Source organism: Paenibacillus sp. EKM10P, assembly GCF_011800655.1.
In the GTDB taxonomy this organism is placed as follows: Bacteria; Bacillota; Bacilli; order Paenibacillales; family Paenibacillaceae; genus Paenibacillus; species Paenibacillus polymyxa.
In genome coordinates this window covers 163132-188096 of sequence record NZ_JAALET010000004.1, presented here as the reverse complement: position 1 = coordinate 188096, position 24965 = coordinate 163132, and the positions used below count along the sequence as shown (strand labels likewise).

Annotated in this window: 21 protein-coding genes and 1 pseudogene; 4 read left to right on the top strand and 18 right to left on the bottom strand. The window is 45.5% G+C overall.

Annotation, left to right across the window (positions count from 1 at the left end):
• Positions 1 to 94 precede the first annotated feature (94 nt).
• The 3 genes and pseudogenes from HFE01_RS13340 to HFE01_RS13330 all read right to left on the bottom strand — a co-directional run bounded on the left by HFE01_RS13340 (position 95) and on the right by HFE01_RS13330 (position 3862).
• A pseudogene (locus tag HFE01_RS13340) lies at positions 95 to 858 on the bottom strand (IS5 family transposase).
• A gap of 307 nt (positions 859 to 1165) precedes the next feature.
• Positions 1166 to 2830 carry a methyl-accepting chemotaxis protein gene (locus HFE01_RS13335; RefSeq protein WP_107733249.1) on the bottom strand — a complete coding sequence of 555 codons (1665 nt, stop codon included), beginning with the start codon at positions 2828 to 2830 and terminating at the stop codon, positions 1166 to 1168.
• 27 nt (positions 2831 to 2857) lie between these two features.
• A complete protein-coding gene (locus HFE01_RS13330; protein ID WP_107733248.1) occupies positions 2858 to 3862 on the bottom strand; it encodes a BMP family lipoprotein in 1005 nt (334 codons plus the stop codon).
• A 289-nt stretch (positions 3863 to 4151) separates the two neighbouring features.
• Between HFE01_RS13330 and HFE01_RS13325 the strand changes: the two genes are divergently transcribed.
• Complete coding sequence (locus HFE01_RS13325; protein WP_167438415.1) at positions 4152 to 7328, top strand: bifunctional cytochrome P450/NADPH--P450 reductase; 3177 nt, start codon at positions 4152 to 4154, stop codon at positions 7326 to 7328.
• A 94-nt stretch (positions 7329 to 7422) separates the two neighbouring features.
• On the opposite strand, the gene HFE01_RS13320 is transcribed toward HFE01_RS13325, so the two are convergent.
• From HFE01_RS13320 to HFE01_RS13305, 4 genes are all read right to left on the bottom strand, one after another.
• Entirely contained in the window at positions 7423 to 8010 is a 588-nt protein-coding gene (locus tag HFE01_RS13320) for a restriction endonuclease (protein WP_107733246.1), read from the bottom strand.
• Between the two features lie 167 nt (positions 8011 to 8177).
• Complete coding sequence (aspA, locus tag HFE01_RS13315; protein ID WP_107733245.1) at positions 8178 to 9587, bottom strand: aspartate ammonia-lyase; 1410 nt, start codon at positions 9585 to 9587, stop codon at positions 8178 to 8180.
• A 199-nt stretch (positions 9588 to 9786) separates the two neighbouring features.
• Entirely contained in the window at positions 9787 to 10317 is a 531-nt protein-coding gene (locus tag HFE01_RS13310; RefSeq protein ID WP_107733244.1) for a GNAT family N-acetyltransferase, read from the bottom strand.
• A 106-nt stretch (positions 10318 to 10423) separates the two neighbouring features.
• On the bottom strand, positions 10424 to 10828 hold the full coding sequence (locus tag HFE01_RS13305) for a VOC family protein (protein ID WP_107733243.1): 405 nt from the start codon (positions 10826 to 10828) through the stop codon (positions 10424 to 10426).
• A gap of 307 nt (positions 10829 to 11135) precedes the next feature.
• On the opposite strand from HFE01_RS13305, the gene HFE01_RS13300 reads away from it, so the two are divergent.
• Complete coding sequence (locus HFE01_RS13300; protein ID WP_107733242.1) at positions 11136 to 12299, top strand: aminotransferase A; 1164 nt, start codon at positions 11136 to 11138, stop codon at positions 12297 to 12299.
• 518 nt (positions 12300 to 12817) lie between these two features.
• On the opposite strand, the gene HFE01_RS13295 is transcribed toward HFE01_RS13300, so the two are convergent.
• The 7 genes from HFE01_RS13295 to HFE01_RS13265 form a co-directional block, all read right to left on the bottom strand.
• Positions 12818 to 13891, bottom strand: a complete 1074-nt coding sequence (locus HFE01_RS13295) for an ABC transporter substrate-binding protein (protein ID WP_016821690.1) — start codon at positions 13889 to 13891, stop codon at positions 12818 to 12820.
• Positions 13888 to 14709, bottom strand: a complete 822-nt coding sequence (locus HFE01_RS13290) for an ABC transporter permease (RefSeq protein ID WP_016821691.1) — start codon at positions 14707 to 14709, stop codon at positions 13888 to 13890. Before HFE01_RS13290 ends, HFE01_RS13295 begins: the two co-directional genes overlap by 4 nt.
• Positions 14699 to 15511, bottom strand: coding sequence for an ABC transporter permease (locus tag HFE01_RS13285; RefSeq protein WP_016821692.1), 813 nt, complete (start codon positions 15509 to 15511; stop codon positions 14699 to 14701). The genes HFE01_RS13290 and HFE01_RS13285 overlap by 11 nt, the downstream gene beginning before the upstream one ends.
• Positions 15501 to 16610 (bottom strand): ABC transporter ATP-binding protein, encoded by a 1110-nt coding sequence (locus HFE01_RS13280; RefSeq protein WP_016821693.1) that lies wholly within the window; start codon positions 16608 to 16610, stop codon positions 15501 to 15503. Before HFE01_RS13280 ends, HFE01_RS13285 begins: the two co-directional genes overlap by 11 nt.
• Positions 16611 to 16685: 75 nt before the next feature.
• Complete coding sequence (locus HFE01_RS13275) at positions 16686 to 17822, bottom strand: N-acetyldiaminopimelate deacetylase (RefSeq protein ID WP_016821694.1); 1137 nt, start codon at positions 17820 to 17822, stop codon at positions 16686 to 16688.
• A gap of 182 nt (positions 17823 to 18004) precedes the next feature.
• Positions 18005 to 18718 carry a 2,3,4,5-tetrahydropyridine-2,6-dicarboxylate N-acetyltransferase gene (gene dapD / locus HFE01_RS13270; RefSeq protein WP_013372273.1) on the bottom strand — a complete coding sequence of 238 codons (714 nt, stop codon included), beginning with the start codon at positions 18716 to 18718 and terminating at the stop codon, positions 18005 to 18007.
• A 212-nt stretch (positions 18719 to 18930) separates the two neighbouring features.
• A complete protein-coding gene (locus HFE01_RS13265; protein ID WP_016821695.1) occupies positions 18931 to 19836 on the bottom strand; it encodes a hypothetical protein in 906 nt (301 codons plus the stop codon).
• A 232-nt stretch (positions 19837 to 20068) separates the two neighbouring features.
• Here HFE01_RS13265 and HFE01_RS13260 point away from each other — a divergent pair, with 232 nt between their 5' ends.
• On the top strand, positions 20069 to 21013 hold the full coding sequence (locus tag HFE01_RS13260; protein ID WP_016821696.1) for a DMT family transporter: 945 nt from the start codon (positions 20069 to 20071) through the stop codon (positions 21011 to 21013).
• Between the two features lie 74 nt (positions 21014 to 21087).
• Positions 21088 to 21951 (top strand): sulfurtransferase, encoded by an 864-nt coding sequence (locus HFE01_RS13255; RefSeq protein ID WP_017428242.1) that lies wholly within the window; start codon positions 21088 to 21090, stop codon positions 21949 to 21951.
• Between the two features lie 142 nt (positions 21952 to 22093).
• On the opposite strand, the gene HFE01_RS13250 is transcribed toward HFE01_RS13255, so the two are convergent.
• The 4 genes from HFE01_RS13250 to HFE01_RS13235 form a co-directional block, all read right to left on the bottom strand.
• The gene (locus HFE01_RS13250) at positions 22094 to 23098 is read right to left on the bottom strand and encodes a phosphotransferase enzyme family protein (RefSeq protein ID WP_016821698.1); all 1005 of its coding nucleotides are present in this window, start codon (positions 23096 to 23098) and stop codon (positions 22094 to 22096) included.
• Positions 23099 to 23134: 36 nt separating this feature from the next.
• Positions 23135 to 23734, bottom strand: coding sequence for a YdeI/OmpD-associated family protein (locus tag HFE01_RS13245; protein ID WP_167438686.1), 600 nt, complete (start codon positions 23732 to 23734; stop codon positions 23135 to 23137).
• 204 nt (positions 23735 to 23938) lie between these two features.
• Positions 23939 to 24199, bottom strand: a complete 261-nt coding sequence (locus HFE01_RS13240) for a hypothetical protein (RefSeq protein WP_017428245.1) — start codon at positions 24197 to 24199, stop codon at positions 23939 to 23941.
• 138 nt (positions 24200 to 24337) lie between these two features.
• Positions 24338 to 24961, bottom strand: a complete 624-nt coding sequence (locus HFE01_RS13235) for a class I SAM-dependent methyltransferase (protein ID WP_107733241.1) — start codon at positions 24959 to 24961, stop codon at positions 24338 to 24340.
• Positions 24962 to 24965 lie beyond the last annotated feature (4 nt).

Below are 24965 nucleotides of genomic sequence, written 5' to 3'. Positions count from 1 at the left end.
AAAGACTTATTCCTCCTTATGTTCAAGTGGAATAGGCCTCTTCGGTGAAATTTTGGATATTTGATTCAAATTTGCCTAGGGTGTGTCTTCAAACTTAAGTAAGCCACACTACAATGGATGCCAAGGTCAAAAACGCCTTGAACGTACACGCTAATTTATCATAGCGAGTAGCCAAACGACGGTAGTTTTTTACTTTGTTAAAGAAACATTCTACTAAGTGACGTTCTTTGTAGATGTCCCGATCATATTTCGGGGGCACTCGGCGGTTTTTCTTACCCGCAATCACGGGGATGGCTCGCTGTTCTTCCAAAAAAGCTCGGATTGCATTCGTATCGTAAGCTCGGTCGGCCAAGACTTGCTTCATCGTCAGTTTCATGGCTTTAAGCATTTCGTATCCATGGACGGAATCATGCGCCTCGCCTCCGGTCAATTCAAAGCGAAGTGGGTTGCCTAACGCATCCACCACAGCATGAATTTTGGTGCTTAATCCACCACGGGAACGTCCGATCGCTTGCTTGCTTTGCCCCCTTTTGCGCCTGATCCATGCTGGTGAACTCGCACAATCGTGGCATCAATCATCACGCTTTCCTCATCGGAATCCAGCGAAACGTGTTTGAACACTTCATCCCAAATCCCTGCTTTCTGCCAGCGTCGAAAGCGGGTGTAGACAGATTTCCAATTGGGAAAGAAAGCGGGCAAATCACGCCAAGGGGCGCCTGAACGGGCCACCCATAGCATGGCATTCAACATGATTTGATTGTCCACTGCAGGACGTCCTCCTTGTGGTTTTCGTTCAGGTGGAAAAAGATCTTGAATCTGCCGCCATTGTTGATCTTGAATTTCATATCGTGTACTCATTTAATGGTTTTAACCAATATATTCCTACTTAAACACTTTGAAGACACGCCCTAGTGAAACATATTCATATGCAATTCCAAATGGATTAATAATACCAGACTTTAAGTACCTATTCGTCATGGCTTCACCATTAAACTTGGTCGTTTAAAAGCTTATTCCATACTATCCTCAAGCATAAAACCTACAGGACGACCAGATTTCTTTTATTTCTCTCTATAATCCAAGAATAAATCATCATTAACTAATGCAATATCACTACATCAAGCTGGTTCAATTTAACTTCACTTTTAAAATCCATATTACAGTGTTAGCTCGTCTTTTCCACCTGAAAACGATTCAGTTCCCGCTGCATCTCCTCGCGAATCTGGCGAAGCTCCTTTACCTTCTCAGCCGATTCCTCGAAGGAACGCTTCTGCTCCACCGTGGAAGCCGTAATCTCTTCACTGCCTGCGGCGGACTGCTGAGTGATTGCGCTAATATTCTCAATAGCTTGCTGCACCTGTACACTCAGTTCTCGTGATACATTCATGTCTATGGATAATTTGCTGACTTGGCCGGCAATTTGCTGCACTTTGCCACTAATCTCTCTAAACGATTCTCCGGTGGAGGAGGTTGCCTTCTCCTGCTCGCGGAACAACTCCTGACTTTGTGCCACAGAAGTCTTCACCTTATCCATAGCCTGCGTGATCCCCTCAACAGCGGTATAAATTTTCTTTACAGCAGATTCAGATTGACTCGCCAGCTTTTTCACTTCATTGGCAACAACAGCAAAGCCTTTTCCCGCTTCACCCGCACGTGCAGCCTCAATCGAGGCATTCAAGGACAACAGCGACGTTTGGCTGGCAATTTCAGATACATAACCGGTCATAGTTGTGATCTCAGCTGCATTAGATTCCAGCTCTCTAACGGTTTGTTCCACTTCGGACATTGCCGAACGGTTCTCTGCAACAATTCGCATTTGATCACTCATGACACGCGCACCCTGCTCAATGACACGCAAAGCATCCTCACTATACGTGGTTGATTGCGTAGTCTCCAGCAAATTAGATTCAAACTTCTGCTGCATATCATCCACCACGCTAACTGTCGATGACAGGTCCTCAGCAATTTTCTGACTTCCTATCGCAAGTTCCTCTGTTGATGTGCTGACTTGTGTCACAATTTCCTTCATGGCCTCATTGTGCTGATCAATATCCCGAGCCATCAGATCGACACGATTACCCGCCTGATCAATGGAGAGTACAATGCTGCGCAAGTTCCCGATCATAACACGGAAAGATTCATTGAGCTCGTCCAGCTCGTCTCGGCCCTTTGTTTGAGGAAGTTGAACAGTTAAATTCCCCTCGGCAATTTGCTTCGCTGCATCCGTTAACTTGCGGGTTCTAAGGGCAAGCTGCCTGGAGGTATATGTATTATATAGCCCAACCGCCACCAGAAGTAGAACTGCACCTGCCAAGGCTAATTGCCAAGTAAAACGAATACTTTTGGTCAGGTCTTCTGTGTATTGGTCGTAGCGCGCCTTGGTCAGCAGATCCAGCATAAATACATCGTTCTGAATCCCCTGGGCACGCATGGCCTCTCGTTTGGATTCTGGGCTGTTCTGAGCACTCATCGCTTTTTCCGTTGCTACTTTCAATTGGCTGAATTTTATTTTAATCGAATCCAGTCGCTTTTGCTGTGCTTCGGTCTGCATCATGCCCTGTGAAAGCAAAGTAATCGTTTTTTCAGACTGAGTTAGCTGATTTTGCACATCGGCTTTGTTGCTCTCCGTCATGGAAGTAGAATAATTTTGCAGTGCCTGCCCCGACTGAATCAAATAGGCATTAAGCTGCTGTACATTCAACATAGCTGGAACAAGATTACTACTTTGAGCGTTAATACGTAACAATTCAAAAATGATATAAGCTACTAAAGCCAGGCAAGCGATCAGGGAAATCATCGCGTTAAGCACCAGTTTACCTTGCAGTTTCATCAGCATTCATCCTCCGTTTGCGAAAATTTATTGGGTGGGTACAGTAAGTGTGCCGGATTTGATTTTTTCCATTAAATCATCCATTACCTTTTGCTGATCCGGATTCAGTGTCACGACACGAATAGGCGCCAAACCTATACCTTCTTCCGCAAGTCCAAACACCATATCCTTCTCCGTAAATTTTCTTTGATGGTCTGCAAAGCCTTTGACTACTGTATAAATTGCACTGTCTACGTTTTTAATCATTGAGGTCACCACCGCTTTTTCTGCAATAAAAAACTGGTCGCTATCGACCCCGATGGCGAATTTGTGCTGCTTCTGCGCTTCCTGTAGCGCACCTACACCGGTTAGCCCTGCTGCTGCAAAAATGACATCAATCTGGCCCTGATTGATCATGTCATCCGCAATTTTCGTACCCAGCTCCGGTTTGCCAAAATCTCCTGCATACGTTGCCGTAACTTTGGCATTAGGCTTGACTGATTGCACCCCTGCACGATACCCAATTTCAAACTTTTTCAACAGAGGAGATTCCGCACCTCCGAGAAAACCCACCTGTTCCGTACGACTCGTCAAACCGGCAACAACCCCGGCCATAAAACTGCCCTCTTCTGCTTTGAAGGTAATGGAGGCCACATTCGGCAATTCCGATGTTTCATCCACGATTAAAAACTTACGGTCCGGATTCTTTTTGGCAACAGCCTCCAAACTGTCCTTCACCATGTAACCCAACCCAATGATTAAATCTGCTTTTTCTTGAACAAGCTGATTAAAAGCAGCCTCATACGTCTTGGTCTCAGTTATTTCCCGGTATTCAAAAACAATCTTCCCCTCATCCCGTGCCTTGACCAAACCTCGAAAAGCCGCATCGCTGTAAGATTGATCACCCAGACCAATATCTGACAGCACGATTCCCACCTTAATGGGTTCGGCCTTGGTTTGTACGTCTGATTGCCCACATGCACTTAGCAATAATGCAAAGATCGTGACAATGGGAATCCACCTAAAAGTTAATAATACAGCTCGTTTTTTCATGACATATCACCTCAACATAAAATGCAAATCCCCAACATCTTTATATCGGTTATAGAGGTGAATTTGTTCATAAATTTTTCTGTAAATTCATTGTAAATGGATAATGACATTGGGTTCATCTTCTTCTACATGTAATAAGCGCCTCTTTTCGTACTGCTTTTATTGTACGAACTGTCTAAAATTATTTATTTCGTTTATCCGGAAAGAATAAAGTGTAATTTTTATGGTAAACGTAGGAACCCCCTTCAACCATCACTCTATGTTGAAACTGAAAGGAGCTACATTTAGAATGACTTCAACAAATTCAATTCCGCAGCCTAAAACATACGGTCCCTTAGGAAATCTGCCCTTGATCGATACCCATGCCCCTGTCCAGTCGCTGGTTAAGCTTGCCAATGAGTACGGTCCCATCTTTCGCATGGATCTACCTGAAGGAACGAACATTTATATTTCCGGTCATAAGCTGGTCGCAGATGCTTGTGATGAATCCCGTTTCGACAAACAGGTGTGGGCTCCCTTACAAAAAGTACGAGCTTTTGCCGGAGATGGACTATTCACAAGCTGGACTGAGGAGCCGAACTGGCGCAAGGCCCATCAAATCTTGCTGCCAAGCTTTAGTCAGCGGGCCATGAAGGGTTACCACAATATGATGCTTGATCTTGCTGTTCAGCTGGTGCAGAAATGGTCTCGGCTCAATCCAGATGAAAGTGTAGAGGTACCGGAGGATATGACCCGCCTGACTTTGGATACTATCGGGTTATGCGGCTTTAATTATCGTTTTAACAGCTTTTACCGCGACCAGCCCCATCCGTTCGTGACCAGTATGACACGCGCACTGGATGAAGCAATGGGTCAGTTGCAACGTCTCAATTTGCAAAACAAGCTGATGTTATCGAAGAAAAAACAGTTTAAACACGACATCGAAACGATGTTCTCTCTGGTGGACAGCATTATTCAAGAACGCAAAACCACGGGCAACCAAGGTGAAGAGGATTTACTGGCACGTATGCTGGAAGGCAAGGACCCGGAAACAGGTGAAGCCCTGGATGATGAAAATATCCGCTATCAGATCATTACCTTTCTCATCGCCGGTCATGAAACGACCAGTGGACTTTTATCCTTTGCCATTTACTATTTGCTTAAAAATCCACGAACACTAACCAAAGCCTATGAAGAAGTAGATCGCGTGCTCACCGATTCGCTGCCTTCCTATACTCAGGTGCGTGAACTCAAGTACATAAGGATGATACTGAATGAAGCCCTGCGGCTATGGCCAACAGCGCCCGCCTTCTCTCTCTTCGCCAAAGAAGATACGCTGCTCGACGGAACCTATCCGCTTAAAAAAGGCGACAGTGTCAATGTACTTATTCCCAAACTTCACCGTGATACCGAGGCTTGGGGCGAAGATGTTGAGGAATTTAGACCCGAACGCTTTGAGGACCCATCCGCCATTCCGCAAGATGCCTATAAACCGTTTGGCAACGGTCAACGGGCCTGTATCGGACAACAGTTAGCCTTACAGGAGGCCACCCTTGTGCTGGGTATGGTACTGAAACATTTTGAGCTGATTGACCATACTCATTATGAGTTGAAAGTCAAAGAAACGCTCACACTCAAGCCTGAGGGCTTCACCATTCAAGTACGTCCGCGCAGCACACAGACTACCGTCATGCTGCCAGGTGCCGCTCAAGAACTTCATGAAAAAGAGGAACAAAAAGTTGCAGCCCCCCATGCCGAAAAGCATGATACTTCTTTGCTATCTTTGTACGGCTCGAATCTGGGTACAGCTGAGGGACTTGCAGGTGAACTAGCCGATTTAGGCCGGAATTGGGGTTTCAACAGTAGCATTGCAACTCTAAATGATCGTGTGGACCATTTGCCTAAAGAAGGTGTGGTACTTATTACGACCGCATCTTATAACGGGCATCCGCCAGATAATGCAGATGCCTTCGTAGAATGGTTGAAGCAGGTAGACGAGGGACAATTGGCAGGCATAAGGTACGCTGTCTTTGGTTGCGGTGACCGGAATTGGGCCAGCACGTATCAGCGCATTCCAAGGATGATTGATGAACTGATGGCTGCCAAAGGGGCAGAGCGACTGTATGATCGGGGTGAGGGCGACGCCAGTGGTGATTTCGAGAAGGATTGGGAAGTCTGGAACCACGGCTTATGGCCGGAATTGCTGAATGCTTTCGGGATAGAGCACAGTGATACAGAACCTCAGGACACCAGCAGTCTGAGCATAGAGTTTGTAAGCGACGTACTAAGCGCTCCGCTGGCGGCCAACTATGAGGCAGCTACTGCCGTTGTTACTGCGAATCGTGAACTGCACGCTGCTGAAAGTGAACGCAGTACACGACATCTGGAGATCCAATTACCAACCGGATTGTCCTATCACGAGGGTGATCATCTTGGTGTTTTGCCACGTAATCCTGCTTCGTTGGTTAATAGGGTGATGCAACGCTTTAAGTTACAGGATCAGGACTACATCGTATTAAAAGGCAGTGACCGGGATGCGGCGCATCTCCCCTTGGATCGGCCTGTCAGCGTAGGAGATTTGCTCACTCTCAGTGTGGAACTGCAAGAATCGGCAACCAGAGCCCAGCTAAGGCAACTGGCATCCTTTACAGTGTGTCCACCGCATAAGAAAGAAATCGAAGCTTTGCTCGAGGATACTACTTTCGATCAAGAGATACGAAAGAAGCGCGTCACGATGCTGGATATTCTGGAGAAGTATCCAGCCTGCGAGCTGCCATTTGAAAACTTCATCTCGCTGTTACCACCACTCAAGCCTAGATACTACTCCATCTCCAGTTCTCCGCTTGAGTCGGAGAATTCAGCGAGTATAACCGTGAGCGTCGTGCGTGGACCAGCCCGTAGCGGAAAGGGCGAATATCTCGGTATCGCCTCCAATTATTTAGCACAGCTCCAACCAGATGATCCGGTTGTCATTTTTGTGCGAAAGCCTCAGTCTGGCTTCCGTTTGCCTGAAGACCCGACCGTGCCTGTGATCATGGTCGGTCCAGGGACTGGTATTGCCCCATTCCGCGGATTTCTCCAAACACGCCATGTGCTTAAGGAGAGAGGAGAACAGCTCGGCGAGGCGCATCTATACTATGGCTGCCGTGATCCAAAGCTCGATTATCTATACAAGCAAGAGCTGGAGGCCTGGGAGCAGGAAGGAATCGTCACGGTTCATACAGCCTTTTCACGTCTGCCTGGTCAACCCAAAAGGTATGTACAGCATGTCATGAATGAAGATGCAGACACTCTGATTCACTTGCTTGACGAAGGAGCGCATCTGTATGTATGCGGCGACGGTAGCCGGATGGCCCCCGACGTTGAAGACACGCTCTGTGCGGCCTATGCGGATGTACACCATACAAGTAAAGAAGAAGGACAGCAATGGTTGGAGCAGCTCCAACAGGATAAACGCTATGCCAAGGATGTCTGGACAGGCATCTGATGATAACGGTATAAGAGCAGCATCATATTCAATAATAAAAGGGACTGATTACTAGGCTTCAAGCTTGCCGCCAGTAGTTCAGTCCCTTTTATAATTATTTTTTACTCCATTTGGAAGCGATCACCTCTGCCCTACTTTCTATTACATCCATAACCTCCTCGCGGCGCTTTGACTTGAACAAATCAATCATGTCTTCCAAATCATTGCGGTCCAATAATTTAACCCCGTTGACAGCAGCAAGTGTTTTACAGGATTCCGTGTAACGTCCGGAGGTGATGACAACAGACTTATCGGCCGCATAATAACGCATGGAAGTGTAAATTTCCTGTACAGCTCCCAAGCCGACCGGATGTTGTACAGCATAACGCTTGGCCTGAATTACGACTCTGGCGCCTTCACGGTCTGTAAATACCAGATCTGCTCCAAAATCGCGGCTGCTGGTTGTTTTATAAATGTCCTTATAGCCAAGTGCGGATAATAGCCGCTGCAAATAAAGCTCAAATTCCGAGCCATCCTCCATACGATCTATATCCTGAATTCCGATTTTACGCGGGTCCAGATCACGTAAAATCCGATTCCGACGACCACGTATCATTCCCCTGATGATGAGCACAAGCAGTAATAGTAATACAATAAGTCCTATTCCTAATTCCTTATATGCCGATAATTGCTCCAGCAGCATTCCTCTTCCCCTTTTCTACAGCAGGCATGCAAGCGGTATATTCCTTAGTAGGGTTACCGTTACCACCTATCACACTGACACGGTTTTACACAAAAGCAACCCCGCCGAATTCGACGGGGCTGCCTTCATTTTATCTCAAAGTTGCCTACATTCTAAACTCCGCAATATTATTCACGATTCAGCAAAGATTCTCCGGCAATACCAGGCTGAGTCATTTGGTACGGGTCCAATATAATGTCCAATTCTTCCTCAGTCAGTACATTATATAGCAGACACAGCTCACGTACCGATTTGCCAGTCGTAATTGCTTCGCGGGCAATGCGTGATACGACCTCATATCCGAGGTGCGGATTGAGCGCTGTAATAATACCTACACTGTTCTCCACATATTCACGGCACCGCTCCACATTTGCTTCAATTCCTTCCACACAATGAACACGGAAAACGTGGAAGCCCTGCTTCATAATTTCCAGCGATTGCAGCAAATTGTAGACAAGTACAGGCTCCATCACGTTCAGCTCCAGTTGGCCTGCCTCCGAAGCCAAGCAGATTGTATGATCATTACCAATGACCTGAAAGGCAATTTGATTAATGACTTCACACATCACTGGATTTACCTTGCCCGGCATAATGGATGATCCTGGTTGACGAGCAGGCAGACTCAGTTCTCCCAGACCAGCGCGTGGTCCAGAAGCCATCAAACGGATGTCATTGGCCACCTTGGACATATTCATCATACAAATTTTCAAGGCAGCGGACACTTCGGTATAGGCATCCGTATTTTGTGTGGCATCTACGAGGTTTTCGTCTGCTTCCACAGGAAAGCCACTAACCTCAGCCAGTACCTCAGCGACACGCTGAATATAATGACGGTCTGCATTCAGGCCGGTACCCACTGCAGTTGCACCCATATTAATGGTTAGCAGGTGATCTTTGGTTGCACGAACGCGTCCGATATCACGGCCCAGCACACGAGCATAAGCCTGAAACTCCTGCCCTAATCGGATCGGCACTGCATCCTGCAAGTGGGTTCTACCCATTTTGATCACACTATCAAACTCAGTGGCCTTGCGGGAAAAAGCTTCCTGAAGCTCACTCATGGTGACTAACAGCTTATCAATCATACTTAATACAGCCAAATGTACGGCCGTAGGAAAAGCATCGTTCGTCGATTGCGCCATATTAACGTGATTATTAGGACTGATCTCCTGATAGTCTCCTCGCTGCTTACCAATCAGCTCCAGCGCCCTGTTTGCAATCACTTCATTTGTATTCATATTAATGGACGTGCCTGCGCCGCCCTGAATCGGATCGACGATAAAATGATCATGCAACTGTCCTTGAATAATCTCGTCAGCAGCCTGAATAATGGCCTCTGCTTTGGGGCGATGTAAACGGGTTAGTTCCATGTTTACCGTCGCTGCTCCCTTTTTTACGATCGCCATGGCTTTAATCAACTCAGGATGCAATCGTTGGCCTGTAATTGGAAAATTTTCTTTTGCTCTTAGAGTTTGTACACCGTAATAAGCATCTGACGGCACTTCCTTGGTTCCTAAAAAATCATGCTCCAGCCTCATATTCTTTGATTCCTCCGCTGTGTTTGCTACGTTCTTCAATTCAGTACAGTCAAATGACATAAAAAGACCTTTTCTGATTTCCTCTTCATTATACGTTCCGATTCCCGTGCTTTACCAGTCGAATAAACGCGGAAAAAGGTTATGTAATCCTATGACAAGTTATGATTTCCCGCAAATACCACGGTTATTCGGCAAATGCTCAGCTATGACTGGAATACGGATTTAATGGCTTATAATAATATCGAGTGGCGTGCAGCTGACCATCGGCTGATTGAGCGTAGTTCGGAATAACACCAGCTTCCACAAACCCGATCGACTCATATAATCTATTAGAAGGATCTCCCACCCGCGTATCCAGCACCAGTAGGGTTCTGTTATGACGCACTGCCTCTTCTTCGGCTGCCTTCATTAACTGTCGTGCGATCCCAAGCCTGCGTCCGGACGGATGCACCATAAGCTTTGCAATTTCTGCACGATGTGTAGCGTTCGCTTTTTGAGCCAACTGAAGCTGAACCGTCCCAACAGGTATTCCGTCCTTCTCGGCAATCCACAGAACTACACCGTCCTCAAGCACACTGTTCCAATAAGCTGCTGCCTCCTGATACCCCAGTGGCGGTAAGAAACCTATAGATGCACCATCAGCAACCACGTCGATCAACAGCCGGCTTAGTGAATCTGACAATACTTCGCTGAGCACTTGAACAGAGTATATTCTCACTTCGTTAGACATTGTAATTCCTCCTGATGAGTTCAATCACATGCAAGAAAGAAAGTAAACTATCCTTTTAGGATAGATTACTTTCCATGATACTTCGTTTGCTTAATCACCCTTACTTCTATGACTGCTCTGCCATATAAAAGAACTCCCATAGATGACCATCCAAATCCTGAAAACTCCAGCCATACATAAAACCATGATCTTGAGGCTCATTGGAGGGTTTGCCGCCTGCTTTCAAAGCTTTGTGGACGATCTCATCCACCTTTTCTCGGCTCTCCACCGATAGGGCAACAATCGCTTCTGTGCTTTTCGTGGCATCTGAAATTTCCTTGGAAGTGAACGCTTTAAAACGTTCTTCAACCAACAGCATGACAAAAATATGTTCACTAACAACCATGCAGGTTGCATGTTCATCCGTGAACTGAGCATTGAATTCAAATCCGATGGAAGTGAAAAAATCAATGGAGTGTTGCAGGTTTCTAACTGGTAAATTCACAAAAATTTGTTTAGCTGTTACTCCCACGACATTTCACCTCTGCATTCTATTCATTCTACTTTATCATACTACTTCTCCACAAAAGATAACTTAACTATCTTACAAAGTCAATCAATCTGACATTTATCTAGTTCTGTGATCGTTAAGTCAATTGGCTTTGATCACTCCCCATTTTCCTTATGATTACGCTTACAAACATACCCTATATTTAAGATACCACAAATTAGCCAATTTAGTACCTGAATTATGTAAAATGAATTCTTCTTGCCGTAGCATAATCAGATCATATTATTGTAAACTTGTTCTAATACAGAAAAAGGTGGCATTACACACTATGGAGCATTTGCTTAACGATCAGGTTAAAAATATTCAAATCAGCGGCATCCGCAAAATCGCCAATAAAGTTGCCGCATTACCCGGAACTCTGTCATTAACGATTGGGCAGCCAGATTTCCCCACCCCTGCGCATATTATGGAAGCTGCCCATCGGGCGATTGATGAAGGTCGGACCACGTATACACCTAATCCGGGACTACCGGAATTACGCGAAGCCGCAGCAGCGTTTGTAGATCGCAAATACGGCCTGAATTACCGAGGACAGGATGAGGTTATCGTGACGAACGGAGCCAGTGAAGCGCTGGATATTACCCTGCGCACGATTTTGTCACCCGGAGACGAAGTCATTCTACCTGTGCCGATCTACCCAGGATATGAGCCATTGATCCGTTTGTCAGGTGGCATTCCCGTGTTGGCTGACACCCGCAACAGCGGCTTCAAGCTAACGGCAGAGGTACTGAAACCGTATCTGACCGAGCGTACAAAGGCAGTCATTCTCGGGTATCCTTCGAATCCAACCGGACGAGTAATGAGCCGCGAAGAGCTGGAAGCCGTCGCAGATTTGCTCAAGGAACGCGACCTGTTTATCATTTCGGATGAAATATACAGCGAACTGATTTATGATACATCGCACGTATCTATTGCGACTCTTCCAGGTTTGCGGGAGCGCACCATCGTCATTAACGGACTGTCCAAATCACATTCCATGACAGGATGGCGCATTGGTTTTACACTTGCACCTGCTGAAATCACACAGCACATGGTCAAAGTGCATCAATACAACGTGACCTGTGCTAGCTCAATTAGCCAATATGCAGCACTAGAAGCCCTGACCGCTGGGGTGGATGATGCACTTCCGATGCGCGATGAGTACCGCAAACGTCGTGACTATGTACACGGAAGACTGACTGATATGGGAATTCCACTGGAGAAGCCCGAAGGAGCCTTCTATCTCTTCCCTTCCATCGCCCATTTTGGATTAAGCTCGATGGACTTCACCTTGAAGCTGCTGGAAGAGCAAGGAGTGGCTGTCGTGCCGGGAGATGCCTTTTCTTCCTATGGCGAAGGTTACATTCGCTTATCTTACGCCTACGGACAGGATGTACTGGAGCAAGGGTTGGATAAAATAGAGAGGTTTGTTAGAGGAATTGTGAGAGGTTAAGGTGGTTAGGGGCGCTACGCAGTCCATTTGATCTTCCGATCGCTGTTGCTGGGGGATTCTTTAATTGTATAAAACATTTAAAGGTAAGAATCCCTCAGCAAAGGCGAACGCTGCCGCTTCTCCAGATTCAATTGGCCCGCTTCGCTCGCTGCCCGCCTTAAAGCCCCACAATTTTCTAAGGTATGTGAAGTGGTAGGGTTAAAGACATTACTTACCGCTTCGCGCGGTGAGTACACAAAAAAGGCCCTTGAACCACCTACGTTGGTGGTTCAAGGGCCTCTTTTCACTCTTCCCCTACTCCCTCACCGTCGGCGTGGGATTAACAGGTACGTTGCTTTAAGCACGGCGCAGCGGAGGGGGCGGAATGGTGCTGGACAAGCGAAGCGGTCGCCTTTAAATTCCGATTTTCACCTTTACATATTCAATCATAAAAATCAGAATTTAACAGCGATGGTAAGCACCATCCGCCTCCGCAGCGGCCTCTAAAGCACCATTCCCTGATCCACAACGCCACTCCCCTACTTTAAATGCATTTTGAATTGCAGGAACAATTCATTATAGTGAGCGAGCATTCGCTTACCCAGATTGTTGTATACTTCCAGCTTATCTGTAATTTCAGATGGAGGATAGAAACGCTCATCGCCAGAAATATCCTCAGGCAGCAATTTCTTTGCATCCTTGTTTGGCGTGGAGTAACCTACAAACTCGGCATTTTGAGCGGCTACATCGGGCTGCATCATAAAATTGATAAATTTATGAGCCGCGTCCACATGGGTGGCCGTTTTTGGAATAACTATATTATCGAACCACAGGTTGGACCCTTCATCTGGCACGACGTAATCCAGCTTATCATTCTGATCCATGATTTCGGAAGCATCACCGGACCATACAACTCCAGCAGCAGCTTCCTCGTTGGCCAGCAGCATTTTAATCTCATCGCCAACCACTGCCTTGACATTGGGTGCTAGCTTCTCCAGCTTCGTCAAAGCTTGCTGCAAATGCGCCTGGTTCGTATCATTCAAGGAATAGTGGAGACTGTTCAACGACATGCCCATAATCTCCCTAGCTCCATCAACTAGCAACAGATTATTACGCAGCTTCGGGTCCCATAGGCCATCCCAGCTATGAAAATCAATGCCCTTCGTTAGCTCCGGGTTAAAGACAATCCCGACTGTACCCCAAAAATACGGAACCGAATATTGGTTATTCGGATCAAACGAAAGGTTTAGATAATGAGCATCTACATGCTTCAAATTCGGCAGTTTGCTGTGGTCCAATGGGAGCAACAGATGCTCCTGCTTCATTTTAGCCAACGCATATTCCGAGGGAACCGCTACATCAAATGAAGTTCCCCCCTGCTCGATTTTCGTCAGCATCGCTTCATTGGAATCAAATGTTTGATAAATGACGGTAATGCCCGTCTCCTTCTGAAACCGTTCCAGCAGCTCAGGATCAATGTAGTCTCCCCAGTTGTACACCGTCAGTGTGTTACCACCGGAGTAGCCTTGGCTGGAGTTCAGCCAGGCTGCCACGCCCATCAGGCCAAACGAGATAATGAAAATGGACAGAAACACGCGCACAAGCGACTTCATCTAGGCACCCCCATTTCCGCCGCAGGCTCTTTTTTACCATTACGATTCGCCTTGCGCATGATAAAGTAGTAGCCCACCACCAGCAGCACAGTAAACAGGAATATGAGCGTGGACAGCGCATTGATGGACAAGGAAACCCCTTGACGGGCACGTGAGTATATTTCCACTGATAAGGTCGAATAGCCACTGCCAGTCACAAAAAAGGTCACCGCAAAATCATCCAGCGAGTACGTTAACGCCATAAAAAAGCCTGCATAAATTCCTGGCTTGATAAAGGGCAAAATCACCTTGGTTAGCACATCCAGCCGGCTGGCACCCAAATCACGCGCGGCATCGACCAGAGATGGACTCATTTCCTGAAGGCGTGGCAAAATCATAATGACCGCAATCGGCACACTAAACGCAATATGGGATAACAAAACAGAGTAAAAACCCAGCTTAATCCCAACCATCGTGAACAAAATGAGGAAGGAAGCGCCAATAATAACGTCCGGGTTCACGATTAGTACATTGTTGAGCGACAGCAGCGTATTTTTGACTCGACGGTTCTGCATCTGATGAATAGCCAGCGCACCCATGATCCCAATTATCGTAGCCAATGCAGACGACAGCAAAGCAATCACCAAAGTGTTAATGACAATAATGATCAAACGGGTGTCTGCGAACACCTCTTTGTAATATTGAAGTGTAAAGCCTTCAAACTCGTGCATGGTCCCGCCGCTGTTGAAGGAATAGTACATCAAATACAAGATAGGTGCATACAACACGAGAAAAACAATCACCAAATAAATATTTCCGAATCGGTTTTTATTTGCCATGCCGCACCCTCCGTTTCGTTCGCGAGGTGAGCAGCATAATGATCGCCATCGCCAAAATCAGGAACACAGCAACTGTAGAGCCCATACCCCAGTCCTGAGTAACCAGAAAATGCTGCTCTATCGCCGTTCCCAGCGTAATCACACGGTTACCCGCAATCAGACGGGTAATCATAAACAGCGACAGCGCTGGAATAAACACAGCCATACAGCCGGATCGCACACCCGAAAGTGTTAACGGGAAAATAACCCTGCGAAACGCGGTCCATTTGGAGGCTCCCAAATCACGGGCTGCGTCCAGCAGTGAAGGATTCAAGCCTTCCAACGCGTTATAGATGGGCAAAATCATAAAAGGCACAAAAATATACACAGATACAAACACAAAGCTGGAGCTGGTAAACAATATTTGCTGACCACCCAACCCAACCATTCCTAGCACCGCATTCACCGGACCATAGGTTCCGAAAATCCCGATAAAAGCATACGTTTTGAGCAACAAGTTAATCCAGGTTGGCAAAATAATGAGCAACAGCCACAGCTGCTTATGCTTGGTGCGAGTAAGTAAATAGGCCGCCGGATACGCCACGAGCAGTGAACATACCGTAATCAGAAATGCATACCAAAACGAGCTAAGCGTCATGCTTAAGTAAACAGGTGTCAGAAACTGAGCGTAGTTGCTGAATGTGAGATGACCATCCACATCAAATAGTGAATAGTAAAATACAAGGACAACTGGCGCCGCCACGAACAGCACAATCCATAAATAGTAAGGCAGCAGATACGCTGCTCTTGTATTACCGGACATGCTGATCTACCTCTTCATAGGCTTCCAGACGCCGATCGAATTCTTCCTCTGTCTCCCCAAAGCGCATGACATGAATGGCTTCCGGGTCAAATTTCAGGCCGATTTCACTTCCCAGCTCCGCCTTTTTGGTAGAATGCACGAGCCATTCCTGTCCTGAATCATCATAGCAGCTTATTTCATAGTGAACCCCACGGAACAATTGAGTATCCACCTTTACCCGCAGCTTGCCTTCAGCAACACTCGTAATCTCCAAATCCTCGGGCCGGATCACAATTTCAATCGGTTCGTTCGGACGCAATCCTCCGTCAACACATTCAAACTGTCGACCGTTAAATTCCACTTGATAATCCGCGATCATACGTCCAGGAACAATATTCGATTCGCCAATAAAGTCAGCCACAAATCGATTAATCGGCTCATCATAGATATCATTTGGCGTGCCGCTCTGCTCAATCTTGCCTTTGTTCATGACAAATATTTCGTCTGACATGGCCAGCGCTTCCTCCTGATCATGCGTAACGAATATAAAAGTGATTCCCAGGCGCTGCTGCATTTCACGCAAAATATACTGCATTTCTGTCCGCAGCTTTAAATCCAGTGCCGACAAAGGTTCATCCAGTAAAAGAACATCAGGCTCATTGACGATAGCCCGTGCAATCGCTACACGCTGACGCTGCCCCCCGGACATCTCGGAAATTTCCCGTTCACCGTAGCCTTCCAGATTGACAAAGGACAACGCCTGTGTCACCTTTTCCTGAATGTCCTTTTTGTTCATCTTTTTGATTCGCAGACCAAAGGCTACATTTTCAAATACGTTCAGATGTGGAAATAGCGCATAATCCTGAAAAACCGTATTGACCTGCCGCTCATTGGCCGGAACACGATTAATGAGTTTATCATTCAAATAAATAGAGCCTTCTGTCGGCTCTGCAAAACCTGCAATCATACGCAAAATTGTCGTTTTACCACAACCGGAAGGGCCCAGCAGTGTATAAAACTTACCACGCTCAATCTCAAAGCTGACATCCGCCAGCACCGGGGGATCGTTGTCATATTGTTTGGTCACCCGCTCAAATCGGATGATGGTTTGCTCTCCCATAACACCCTCCTTCAAAAATTCGACTTCATTCCATTACATTCTCTTCATTAAACATAATTATTCAGGCTGTATCATTCACCCTTGAGACTTCCATATAAAATAGTCTGTCAGCACGCGGATGGCTACCTCAATGGCTTCCTCTGCAGGCTCCAGCTTGGCATGATGCAAGCCATAAGGCGTATCTACGCCAAGCCAGAACATCAGACCGGGAATTCGCTCCAAAAAATATCCGAAGTCCTCTCCCGTCATCGCTTCTCCGCATTCAACGAGCTGCACATCCTTCCGATTACTGACCCAGTTCATGAATTCCTCAGTCACCTTGGCTTCATTGTACACTTGCAAATAATTGGAGCCATAATGAATCTCCGCTTGACATTCAAACCCAGCTTCCACACCGCGCACCAGCGCCTCAATCCGCGATTTAACCAGCATCATCGTATCGGCAGACAGCGTACGGATTGTACCTTCCAAACGAGCGGTTTCCGCAATAATGTTCTGCTTCGTACCTCCACTAACCTTGCCAACAGTAATGACTGCTGCATCCAGTGGGTTCACGTTACGGGCTACCACCGTCTGTAATTGCCCTACCAGCTGGCAAGCAGCTACTACCATATCATTCGCCTTGTGTGGATAAGCAGCATGTCCGCCCGTACCCTTGAGATCGATGAAAAGCTCTGATGTATTGGCAAACAGGATACCCGGGCGAGTAGCAATTGTGCCTACAGGATATTCTGGTGCAACATGCAATGCGACAATTTCATCCGGCATCCAGTCGGCCAGCTCCGTGCTGTCCCGCATAGGCAAGGCTCCACCAGGTCCTTCCTCCGCAGGTTGAAACAACACGACCAGATCATCCTTAATCGGATGACTCGCAAAGTGAGTCACAATTCCCAATCCAATCGTCATATGTAAGTCGTGTCCACAAGCATGCATGTAGCCAGGATGAGTCGAACGGAAATCGTAACCCGTCTCTTCCTCGATGGGTAAACCATCCATATCACAACGATATCCATAGCGGCGCTTAGGAGCCGTTCCATGAATGAATACTAACACGCCCGTACGCCATGTACGAATCTCCAGCCGCTCCTGAGGGAGCGTTTCCAAGTAGTTCAGCAAGTATCGTTGTGTTTTATATTCCTCAAACCCTGGTTCGGGAATTTGATGCAGATCCCTTCGTATTTGAACAAAAGAACGATAATCGGCTGTACTCATTTTGCTGCTACGCCTCCTCTTTATAGCTCATCAGCTCTTACCTGGCAAAAGAACAAAAGGACAAAAGCCCGGCGCAGCCGCCGAGCCTTGTCCGTTGTGCTTCGTCCCTATGTTATGCTGTCAGTGTATCATGCTCCTGACAAGGAATCGTTCACCTTTGGTACATAAAGAACTTTGCCTTCTTACAAAACGCGCAGTTCTTTCAAAATCTCAGTTTTGGATTTGGTCTTGTCATCGACTTGTTTGATTACACGTGCAGGTGTACCCGCTACTACAGAGTATGGAGGCACATCTTCAGTTACAACCGCTCCGGCTGCGACAACTGCACCTTTACCAATGCGTACGCCTTCCAGTACAACCGAGTTCGCACCGATCAATACTTCGTCTTCTACGATAACGGGCTGTGCGGAAGGTGGCTCAATGACACCTGCAAGGACAACGCCTGCACCGATGTGGCACATGTTGCCTACTTTAACACGACCGCCAAGTACAGCATTCATATCAATCATAGTGCCTTCACCAATCGTAACGCCAATGTTAATTACTGCACCCATCATAATGACTGCGTTGTTACCGATGCCTACCATGTCACGGATATAGGCGCCTGGCTCAATGCGTGCATTAATGCCTTTCAAATCCAGCATAGGAACAGCGGAGTTACGGCGGTCATTTTCCACCACATAATCTTCTTCTTTAGCATTTGCGCTATCCAGTACCGGCTTGATATCGGCCCAATCACCAAATACCACACCGCTGTCTCCAGAAATAAAAGCTTGAACGTTCTCGCCAAAAGATGCGGAAGCCAAAGCCCCTTTTACATATACTTTAACAGGCGTCTTTTTCTTGCTGTTTTTAATCACGTTGATGACTTCTTGTGTATTCATTTCGATGGACATATTAAATCTAACAACTCCTTCATCGCTTCATACGACTTCGCAAGCCGGAATGATCTTATTCTCTCATCCTTTATAGCACAAAAGTGCAGGTCTCGCAATTACAGATTAGACCCTCGAAGCGCTAAGCTAGTACCTGAAACAACAAATTTCAGCAGTTTAACTGCCTTAAATTCATAATTATAGGCCAGCGTCCATCTGACTTTATATTAGGATTATTTATTAGCTTGCAGGCTCTCCAGCGATGTATAAATGAAGGATTCAAATCCTTCAGCAGGCTCCCCTTGTGGAATATTCACTTTCACGCTGAAAGCCCCTGTAGTATTTTCCACAACAATATACTGTTGTGTAATCTTCGAGCCGTTCGCTTGCAAGAACAGACGGCTGCTGGTCAGCACTTTAGGCACGTCTGCTTTGTCCAGCTTTTGCACCTTGCCAATGGAAGCCAAGTCCTTCTTGCCTTCTTTTTGAAGCTCATCTAAATTAAAGTTGGAGGGCAACTTCGTAATTTCGGCGTAGTAGTTATCATCTACCGCCAAAGCGACACGGTTTTGATCTGGGAACAGGGACATCGGGTCAAACACATACAGCGAATAGCCCTCTCCCTTTGCCAAGGTTGCTGTCTGCTTTTCCTTTTTCCCTTCAAGGGTAAGGTCAAAAGTTTGAGTTTTCGCACGTTCCCCGCCTACTTGTTGACCAGAACTTCCGTTTTGATTGCCATCTGTTGCAGCCTCTGTCTTTTGAATTTTCGTTAAAGTCAGTTGCTTCGCTGTCGCGTCGCCCTCTACTGCTTGTTCGTTATATTCAAACGCTACTGGATCACCTTCTTTAAGTCCAGCTATTACCGTATCCATCCCCTCCCCTAATTGGAAGGATTGGGCTTCGCCATTCATCTCAATCTCTACTGTATGCGGATCAGCAGCTCCGTTGTATACGCCTGTGCCTTTTTTAACCTGCGGTTCAGCAACCGGCTCTGGTGCGACTTGCGGCTGTTGCGTTTGCGGTTGGTCTGCCCCTGAAGGTGCATTGTTATTGGTTTGCGGTTTCGTACCACAGGCTGATAGAGCCAGCACTGCCACGACAGTCAGTAGTATGATTGAAAATGTGTTATGTTTTTTCATAAAATCCACCTCCACTATGTTAGACGAGCTTGTGCAGCAAAAGTTCTATGCAGCATCTCACTTAAAATCCTCCCTCTCGCTCCCGCTGATTATATTCTCAGTATTTTGCAAAATCCTAATACCATGGGAATGCCAGGTACGGTATAATGAGCTATATTAAACCTCATTTTCGAGATACCGTTAGAAAGAATTTTAACGTATTTATTTTCTTTCATACGGATGGAGCTGCCACATGAATCAAGCACACAAACCGTCGTTTTCCTTTGAATTATTGTACATCATAGGTATTATCGCTATTTCGTTCTCCTCGATCTTCGTCAGATGGTCTGAAGCCGAGGTGTCCGTCATCGCTATGTACCGTCTGTACCTGACCAATCTGCTTATGCTGCCATTGGTCTGGAAATACCGCACCGAGCTATTCAGCCTCACTCGCAAGCAGTGGATGCTGATCCTCTGGTCCGGTATCGCGCTAGGGCTGCATTTCTTGCTGTGGATGGGCTCGCTGCGACTGACCACCGTTGCAAGCTCTACTGTTATTATGACATTGGAACCGATCCTTGTCATGCTCGGTTCTTTTTTGTTTTTCCGGACAGGCACGAATCGCGCTATGCTCTTCGGAATGGGTATGGCCTTTGTCGGCTCACTGGCCATCGGCGCAGGGGATTTTCATGTCTCAGGACAAGCTCTGCTCGGAGATGCACTGTCCTTCTTGGGCATGATCGCCGTGTCCATCCACATGCTAATGGGCAAGCATCTACGCGAGCATTTGAGCGCTTTTGTCTATAACTTTTGGGTTTTTATCATCGCAGCCACATCGCTTGCGCTGTATAATGTGGTCAATGCTATACCTTTTACTGGATATGCGCCACGGGAATGGGGGCTGTTCCTGCTGCTTGCCATAGTGCCTACGCTGTTCGGACATTACCTGTTTAACTGGCTGCTCAAATACATAAACGCCACCGCGGTGTCGATGGCGGTACTCGGTGAGCCTGTTATTTCTTCCCTGCTGGCATGGGTGCTGCTCGGGGAAAGGCTGTCTACCTTACAATTTGGTGCAGGCTTTTTCATTCTGTTTGGAGTATGGGTTTTCATCCGATACGGAACGGATTTTAAAAAGCAAGTTGTCCACCAAAGTGAAATGCCTGACAATGAGCACCCCCTGAAGGTTAGCTCTTAGCTTATTACCCCATTTTCATAAACCATACTCAATGGATTAAATTCACTGTTAAAAAAAGGAAGGCGGAATCCTCTATGAAATCCATCGTATCTAAGCGCTGGCTGTTGGCCCGATTGTATGAACCCGACATAATCATTGCCGACTGCCGTTCCGTGCTCGGACAAGCCGGGGCTGGACGGACCGAATTTAATGAAGACCACATTCCTGGGGCGATTCACTTCGATTTGGAAGAAGACCTTACCGCTCCTCTAGGCGAGCATGGTGGTCGCCATCCACTACCTGATGTAGATACACTCGCTGCACGTCTGAGCCGTGCCGGGATCAATGCAGGTTCACGCATCGTCGCTTATGATGACCAAGGGGGGATGATGGCCTCCCGCTTCTGGTGGCTGCTGCGCTACCTCGGTCATGAGCAGGTATACGTGCTGGAAGAAAGCTACAGTGCTTGGAAGGAAGCAAAGTTCCCCGTTACGGCAGACCAGCCGATTCGCATTCCCTCGACCTTTGTGGCAAATATTCAGCCACAAATGCTCACAAGTATGAAAGAAGTACAACGTATATCCGAAGCTTCTGTTCCTGTTGGCTCCTATATCGGTTTTTCACCTATATTGATCGACTCCAGAGAGCGGCCGCGCTACCTGGGACTGGAAGAGCCTATAGATCAAGCAGCGGGGCATATCCCCGGTGCGGTGAATTTCTTCTGGAAAGAGGTCTTGGACGAAAAGGGTGCATTTAAAAATGCAGAGCAGTTGAAACAGCATTTTTCTGATCTTGATCAGGACGCTGAGATCATCGTATATTGCGGATCAGGCGTATCCGCCTGCCCGAATGTTCTGGCCTTGAATGAGGCAGGATTTAGTAATGTGAGACTCTATCCAGGAAGCTGGAGCGATTGGATCAGCTATGAGGAAAATCCGGTGGCGACCGGGGAGGAATAATCCGTTTTTAACGGATATAAAGGTTTTAAAGACAAACCCACTGCCTTAAGCGGTTAGACTCATGGCAGTGGGTTTGCTTTATTTATGTAAAGGATCTCTAGGTTTTTTTCGGAATATAGTTATCATTAGCTTTGCATACTAGTTAAAATATAGGGTTTAATTCCAACCACTTTTGAAGCAGTTTAATATCTTCATCTACATTTCTGATGACAGCAGAGTCTCCCCAAGTATTTGGAAGATAAGAAATGTATAGAGTGCCAATATTAAAAATTCTTCTGAAGGGAATAAAGAGGGTAATAGAATCTACTTCACTTTGGCTCATAGCTCTAACCTTGTTATATCCATTTAAGAATTGATATTTTCGTTCTTCTCTCTTTTTTAATTTCGTTTCGTCACATCCCATGCCAAATGGGAAAGCATACATAGATATGTCATATGCTCTCCATCCATTTCCACAGAAATCAAAATCAAAAAGGATAGGATTGCTGTTAGCGTCAACTCGGATATTCCCACTATAAATGTCGCCGTGACATATACCATATTGCGGTCTTTCAACAGTTAAATACTCTAGTTTATCGCTCACATTCTTTGCAACTTCCTCTAAAAAATGCAGGTCAAAATCATGAATGGTTGAGAACTGTCTGATAGCATCCATAGAATTATCTATAAATGAGGCAGCATCTAGATTCCATCGTTTTTTTCCAAGCTCATATTTGTCCCAAGCATTATGAATTGTAGCGATATAACTACCTAATCTCTCATTTAATTCAGCCGTTTCCTCAATTTGATTAAACTCATGTTTTCCAACAGACGTATATAGCACTCCATACCTTATCCCATTTGCAGTGTTGAACTGTGAAATAAATTTTCCATCATGTCTTGTAACTGGTGTAGTGATTTCAATGTCTGATAATTTTAGGTGATTGAGCAAATCTACCTCTGCTTGTATTTCTTCCATGCTTCTGATCCCTTGACGGTATACCTTAAAGAAATACTCTTTTTCGTCTGCATTAACTCTATATATGTCATGTATGCCTCTATAAAATAACCGGCATTTAAGTAAGCCATAAGAAAAATATTCTCTTAAAATGTACTCACGAAGTGCATCGGCAGATAGTACAGATATCTCCAACGGAAAAAAATCCAAATGAATATCTCCCTTCAATTTTATTTCTCATCGAATTTATCGATCATTTAATCCCTTTCCAGCGAGAATGTCCTGCATACATTTTTCAATCCTCGATTCCCGAGTTTTAGATTGTTTGGGCGCAGCAAAATGCATAATGTATGCTCTTTGTCGTCCCGGCGTCAATGCAGCAAAAGCAGTTTTCAAAGCAGGATTTTCATCTAATTTAGCTTGGAATTCTTCAGGAAAAATAAGTTCTGTATTCTTTTTAAAATCCACTTTTAAATCGGCTTTTTCCACTTCAACGGCTTCAATTATATACGCCTTCAAAATGGTGTCCATCTCAACAATTTCTTCAACATTCGTGAACCGAATCTGGCGCCCCGCCTGCGTATCCTCCCCAGGTTTGATTAGAATACCATTGGGGTCTTTTAACAAAGCACCTTTGAAAAACATAAGCGCACAGTGTTCTTTAAAGCCTTGTATTATAGCTATGTTACTATTCTGAAACATGTAACAAGGTTTACCCCACTTCAGTTCTTCAGTGAGCTGGCAGTCAAGCATGATTGCTCTCAACTTCTCCATTTCCGCCTTCCATTTGTTCACTTTTCCTAAATACACATCAACCTTAGGATTCATTTCCTCTCTATTTGTCATGTTAGCTCCCCACTTATTTGTTTTTGCTCATCATGTTTATGTATAAATATTTACAGAAAATCGATTTTCGATACGAATACAGAAGAAATCACGATATCAAGGGCAAAGCCGAAACGTATATTTTTATTATACGAATTCAGCCTATCGAAGAATAGCCGTCACATTGCTATATTTATTATATGTTCACCTCATCCCACCTATAAATTACATAACCCAAACTTCTTCGTTCACTTCTCTTGTCTTTATTTTCTCACTCCAACTCATTATTCTTGAGAATTCTACCGCACCCAATACTCCCCATAGCAATGGAAAGAATAGAAATATGGCATTTACTAGAGACAACAATATTCCCATCCCTACATCATCCATTGTTCTTATTGATTTAAAACAAATGTGCACCACTAGTGTCAGACTAAATAATCCCAAGCCTATAATACTTACTATTGGTTTGTCTTGCATTCTCATTTTTTATTCCCTTCGGTTCCAATTACATATAACGATTCTGTATTCACGATGTCCTAGCGTTCTAGGACTAACAGTCCGGCTGCCACTTGCGGCAGTTAATCAGTAGGATGTGTCTGTTGAATTACTTCCCCGAAATAGCTATCCAATATTTTGAACAACTATATATCTTAATTCATATTCTTGTTGTTTTTCTGCATGTGTCAGATATTCTTTTATAGAACCAGTTTCTAATATATTCAAATCATTAAAATGTTCAATTAAATTTTCTTCAGTAAAGAAGTGAGCATATTTCCCTTTCTTGTATTCATATGTTCCTTCCTCAACTTTTCTACCCACACCATTATTAAAATCGCGATCAGAAAAACACGTAAAATACATCACTCCCTGTTCCTTCAAATGCATCACACAATTCTGTATCAGTTTTTTTCGGTCTTCCAACAAAAATAAATGTAATAAATCATAACAATATATGCCATCATACCTTTTGCTTGTACGAAACTCTAACACCGATTCTCGAATAAAATTCGTTTTTAAATCCCATTCTTTTGCTAGATCTATAGCTGAACTAGATATCTCAATTCCATCAACCTGAAAACAAGAAGAGAGCATCTTAGTATTTCTCCCATATCCAGCACCAGGAACCAATATATGATGTGCATTATTCTTTTTGAACAAATCTATAGCTTGCGTTACAGTTTGACTTGGTTCACAACCCCAAATCATTCCTTCTTCAGCAAACCTTTTGTTCCAATAATCTCTCATATTA

Excerpts from the sequence above, each read along its gene's own strand:
- HFE01_RS13335 (WP_107733249.1), bottom strand. The coding sequence starts at position 2,830 with ATGAAACTGCAAGGTAAACTGGTGCTTAACGCGATGATTTCCCTGATC.
- HFE01_RS13325 (WP_167438415.1), top strand. The coding sequence starts at position 4,152 with ATGACTTCAACAAATTCAATTCCGCAGCCTAAAACATACGGTCCCTTA.
- HFE01_RS13280 (WP_016821693.1), bottom strand. The coding sequence starts at position 16,610 with ATGGGAGAGCAAACCATCATCCGATTTGAGCGGGTGACCAAACAATAT.
- HFE01_RS13265 (WP_016821695.1), bottom strand. The coding sequence starts at position 19,836 with ATGAAAAAACATAACACATTTTCAATCATACTACTGACTGTCGTGGCA.
- HFE01_RS13290 (WP_016821691.1), bottom strand. The coding sequence starts at position 14,709 with ATGGCAAATAAAAACCGATTCGGAAATATTTATTTGGTGATTGTTTTT.
- HFE01_RS13330 (WP_107733248.1), bottom strand. The coding sequence starts at position 3,862 with ATGAAAAAACGAGCTGTATTATTAACTTTTAGGTGGATTCCCATTGTC.
- HFE01_RS13295 (WP_016821690.1), bottom strand. The coding sequence starts at position 13,891 with ATGAAGTCGCTTGTGCGCGTGTTTCTGTCCATTTTCATTATCTCGTTT.
- HFE01_RS13260 (WP_016821696.1), top strand. The coding sequence starts at position 20,069 with ATGAATCAAGCACACAAACCGTCGTTTTCCTTTGAATTATTGTACATC.
- HFE01_RS13310 (WP_107733244.1), bottom strand. The coding sequence starts at position 10,317 with ATGTCTAACGAAGTGAGAATATACTCTGTTCAAGTGCTCAGCGAAGTA.
- HFE01_RS13275 (WP_016821694.1), bottom strand. The coding sequence starts at position 17,822 with ATGAGTACAGCCGATTATCGTTCTTTTGTTCAAATACGAAGGGATCTG.
- HFE01_RS13240 (WP_017428245.1), bottom strand. The coding sequence starts at position 24,199 with ATGAGAATGCAAGACAAACCAATAGTAAGTATTATAGGCTTGGGATTA.
- HFE01_RS13300 (WP_107733242.1), top strand. The coding sequence starts at position 11,136 with ATGGAGCATTTGCTTAACGATCAGGTTAAAAATATTCAAATCAGCGGC.
- aspA (WP_107733245.1), bottom strand. The coding sequence starts at position 9,587 with ATGAGGCTGGAGCATGATTTTTTAGGAACCAAGGAAGTGCCGTCAGAT.
- dapD (WP_013372273.1), bottom strand. The coding sequence starts at position 18,718 with ATGTCCATCGAAATGAATACACAAGAAGTCATCAACGTGATTAAAAAC.
- HFE01_RS13235 (WP_107733241.1), bottom strand. The coding sequence starts at position 24,961 with ATGAGAGATTATTGGAACAAAAGGTTTGCTGAAGAAGGAATGATTTGG.
- HFE01_RS13245 (WP_167438686.1), bottom strand. The coding sequence starts at position 23,734 with ATGACAAATAGAGAGGAAATGAATCCTAAGGTTGATGTGTATTTAGGA.
- HFE01_RS13285 (WP_016821692.1), bottom strand. The coding sequence starts at position 15,511 with ATGTCCGGTAATACAAGAGCAGCGTATCTGCTGCCTTACTATTTATGG.
- HFE01_RS13320 (WP_107733246.1), bottom strand. The coding sequence starts at position 8,010 with ATGCTGCTGGAGCAATTATCGGCATATAAGGAATTAGGAATAGGACTT.
- HFE01_RS13255 (WP_017428242.1), top strand. The coding sequence starts at position 21,088 with ATGAAATCCATCGTATCTAAGCGCTGGCTGTTGGCCCGATTGTATGAA.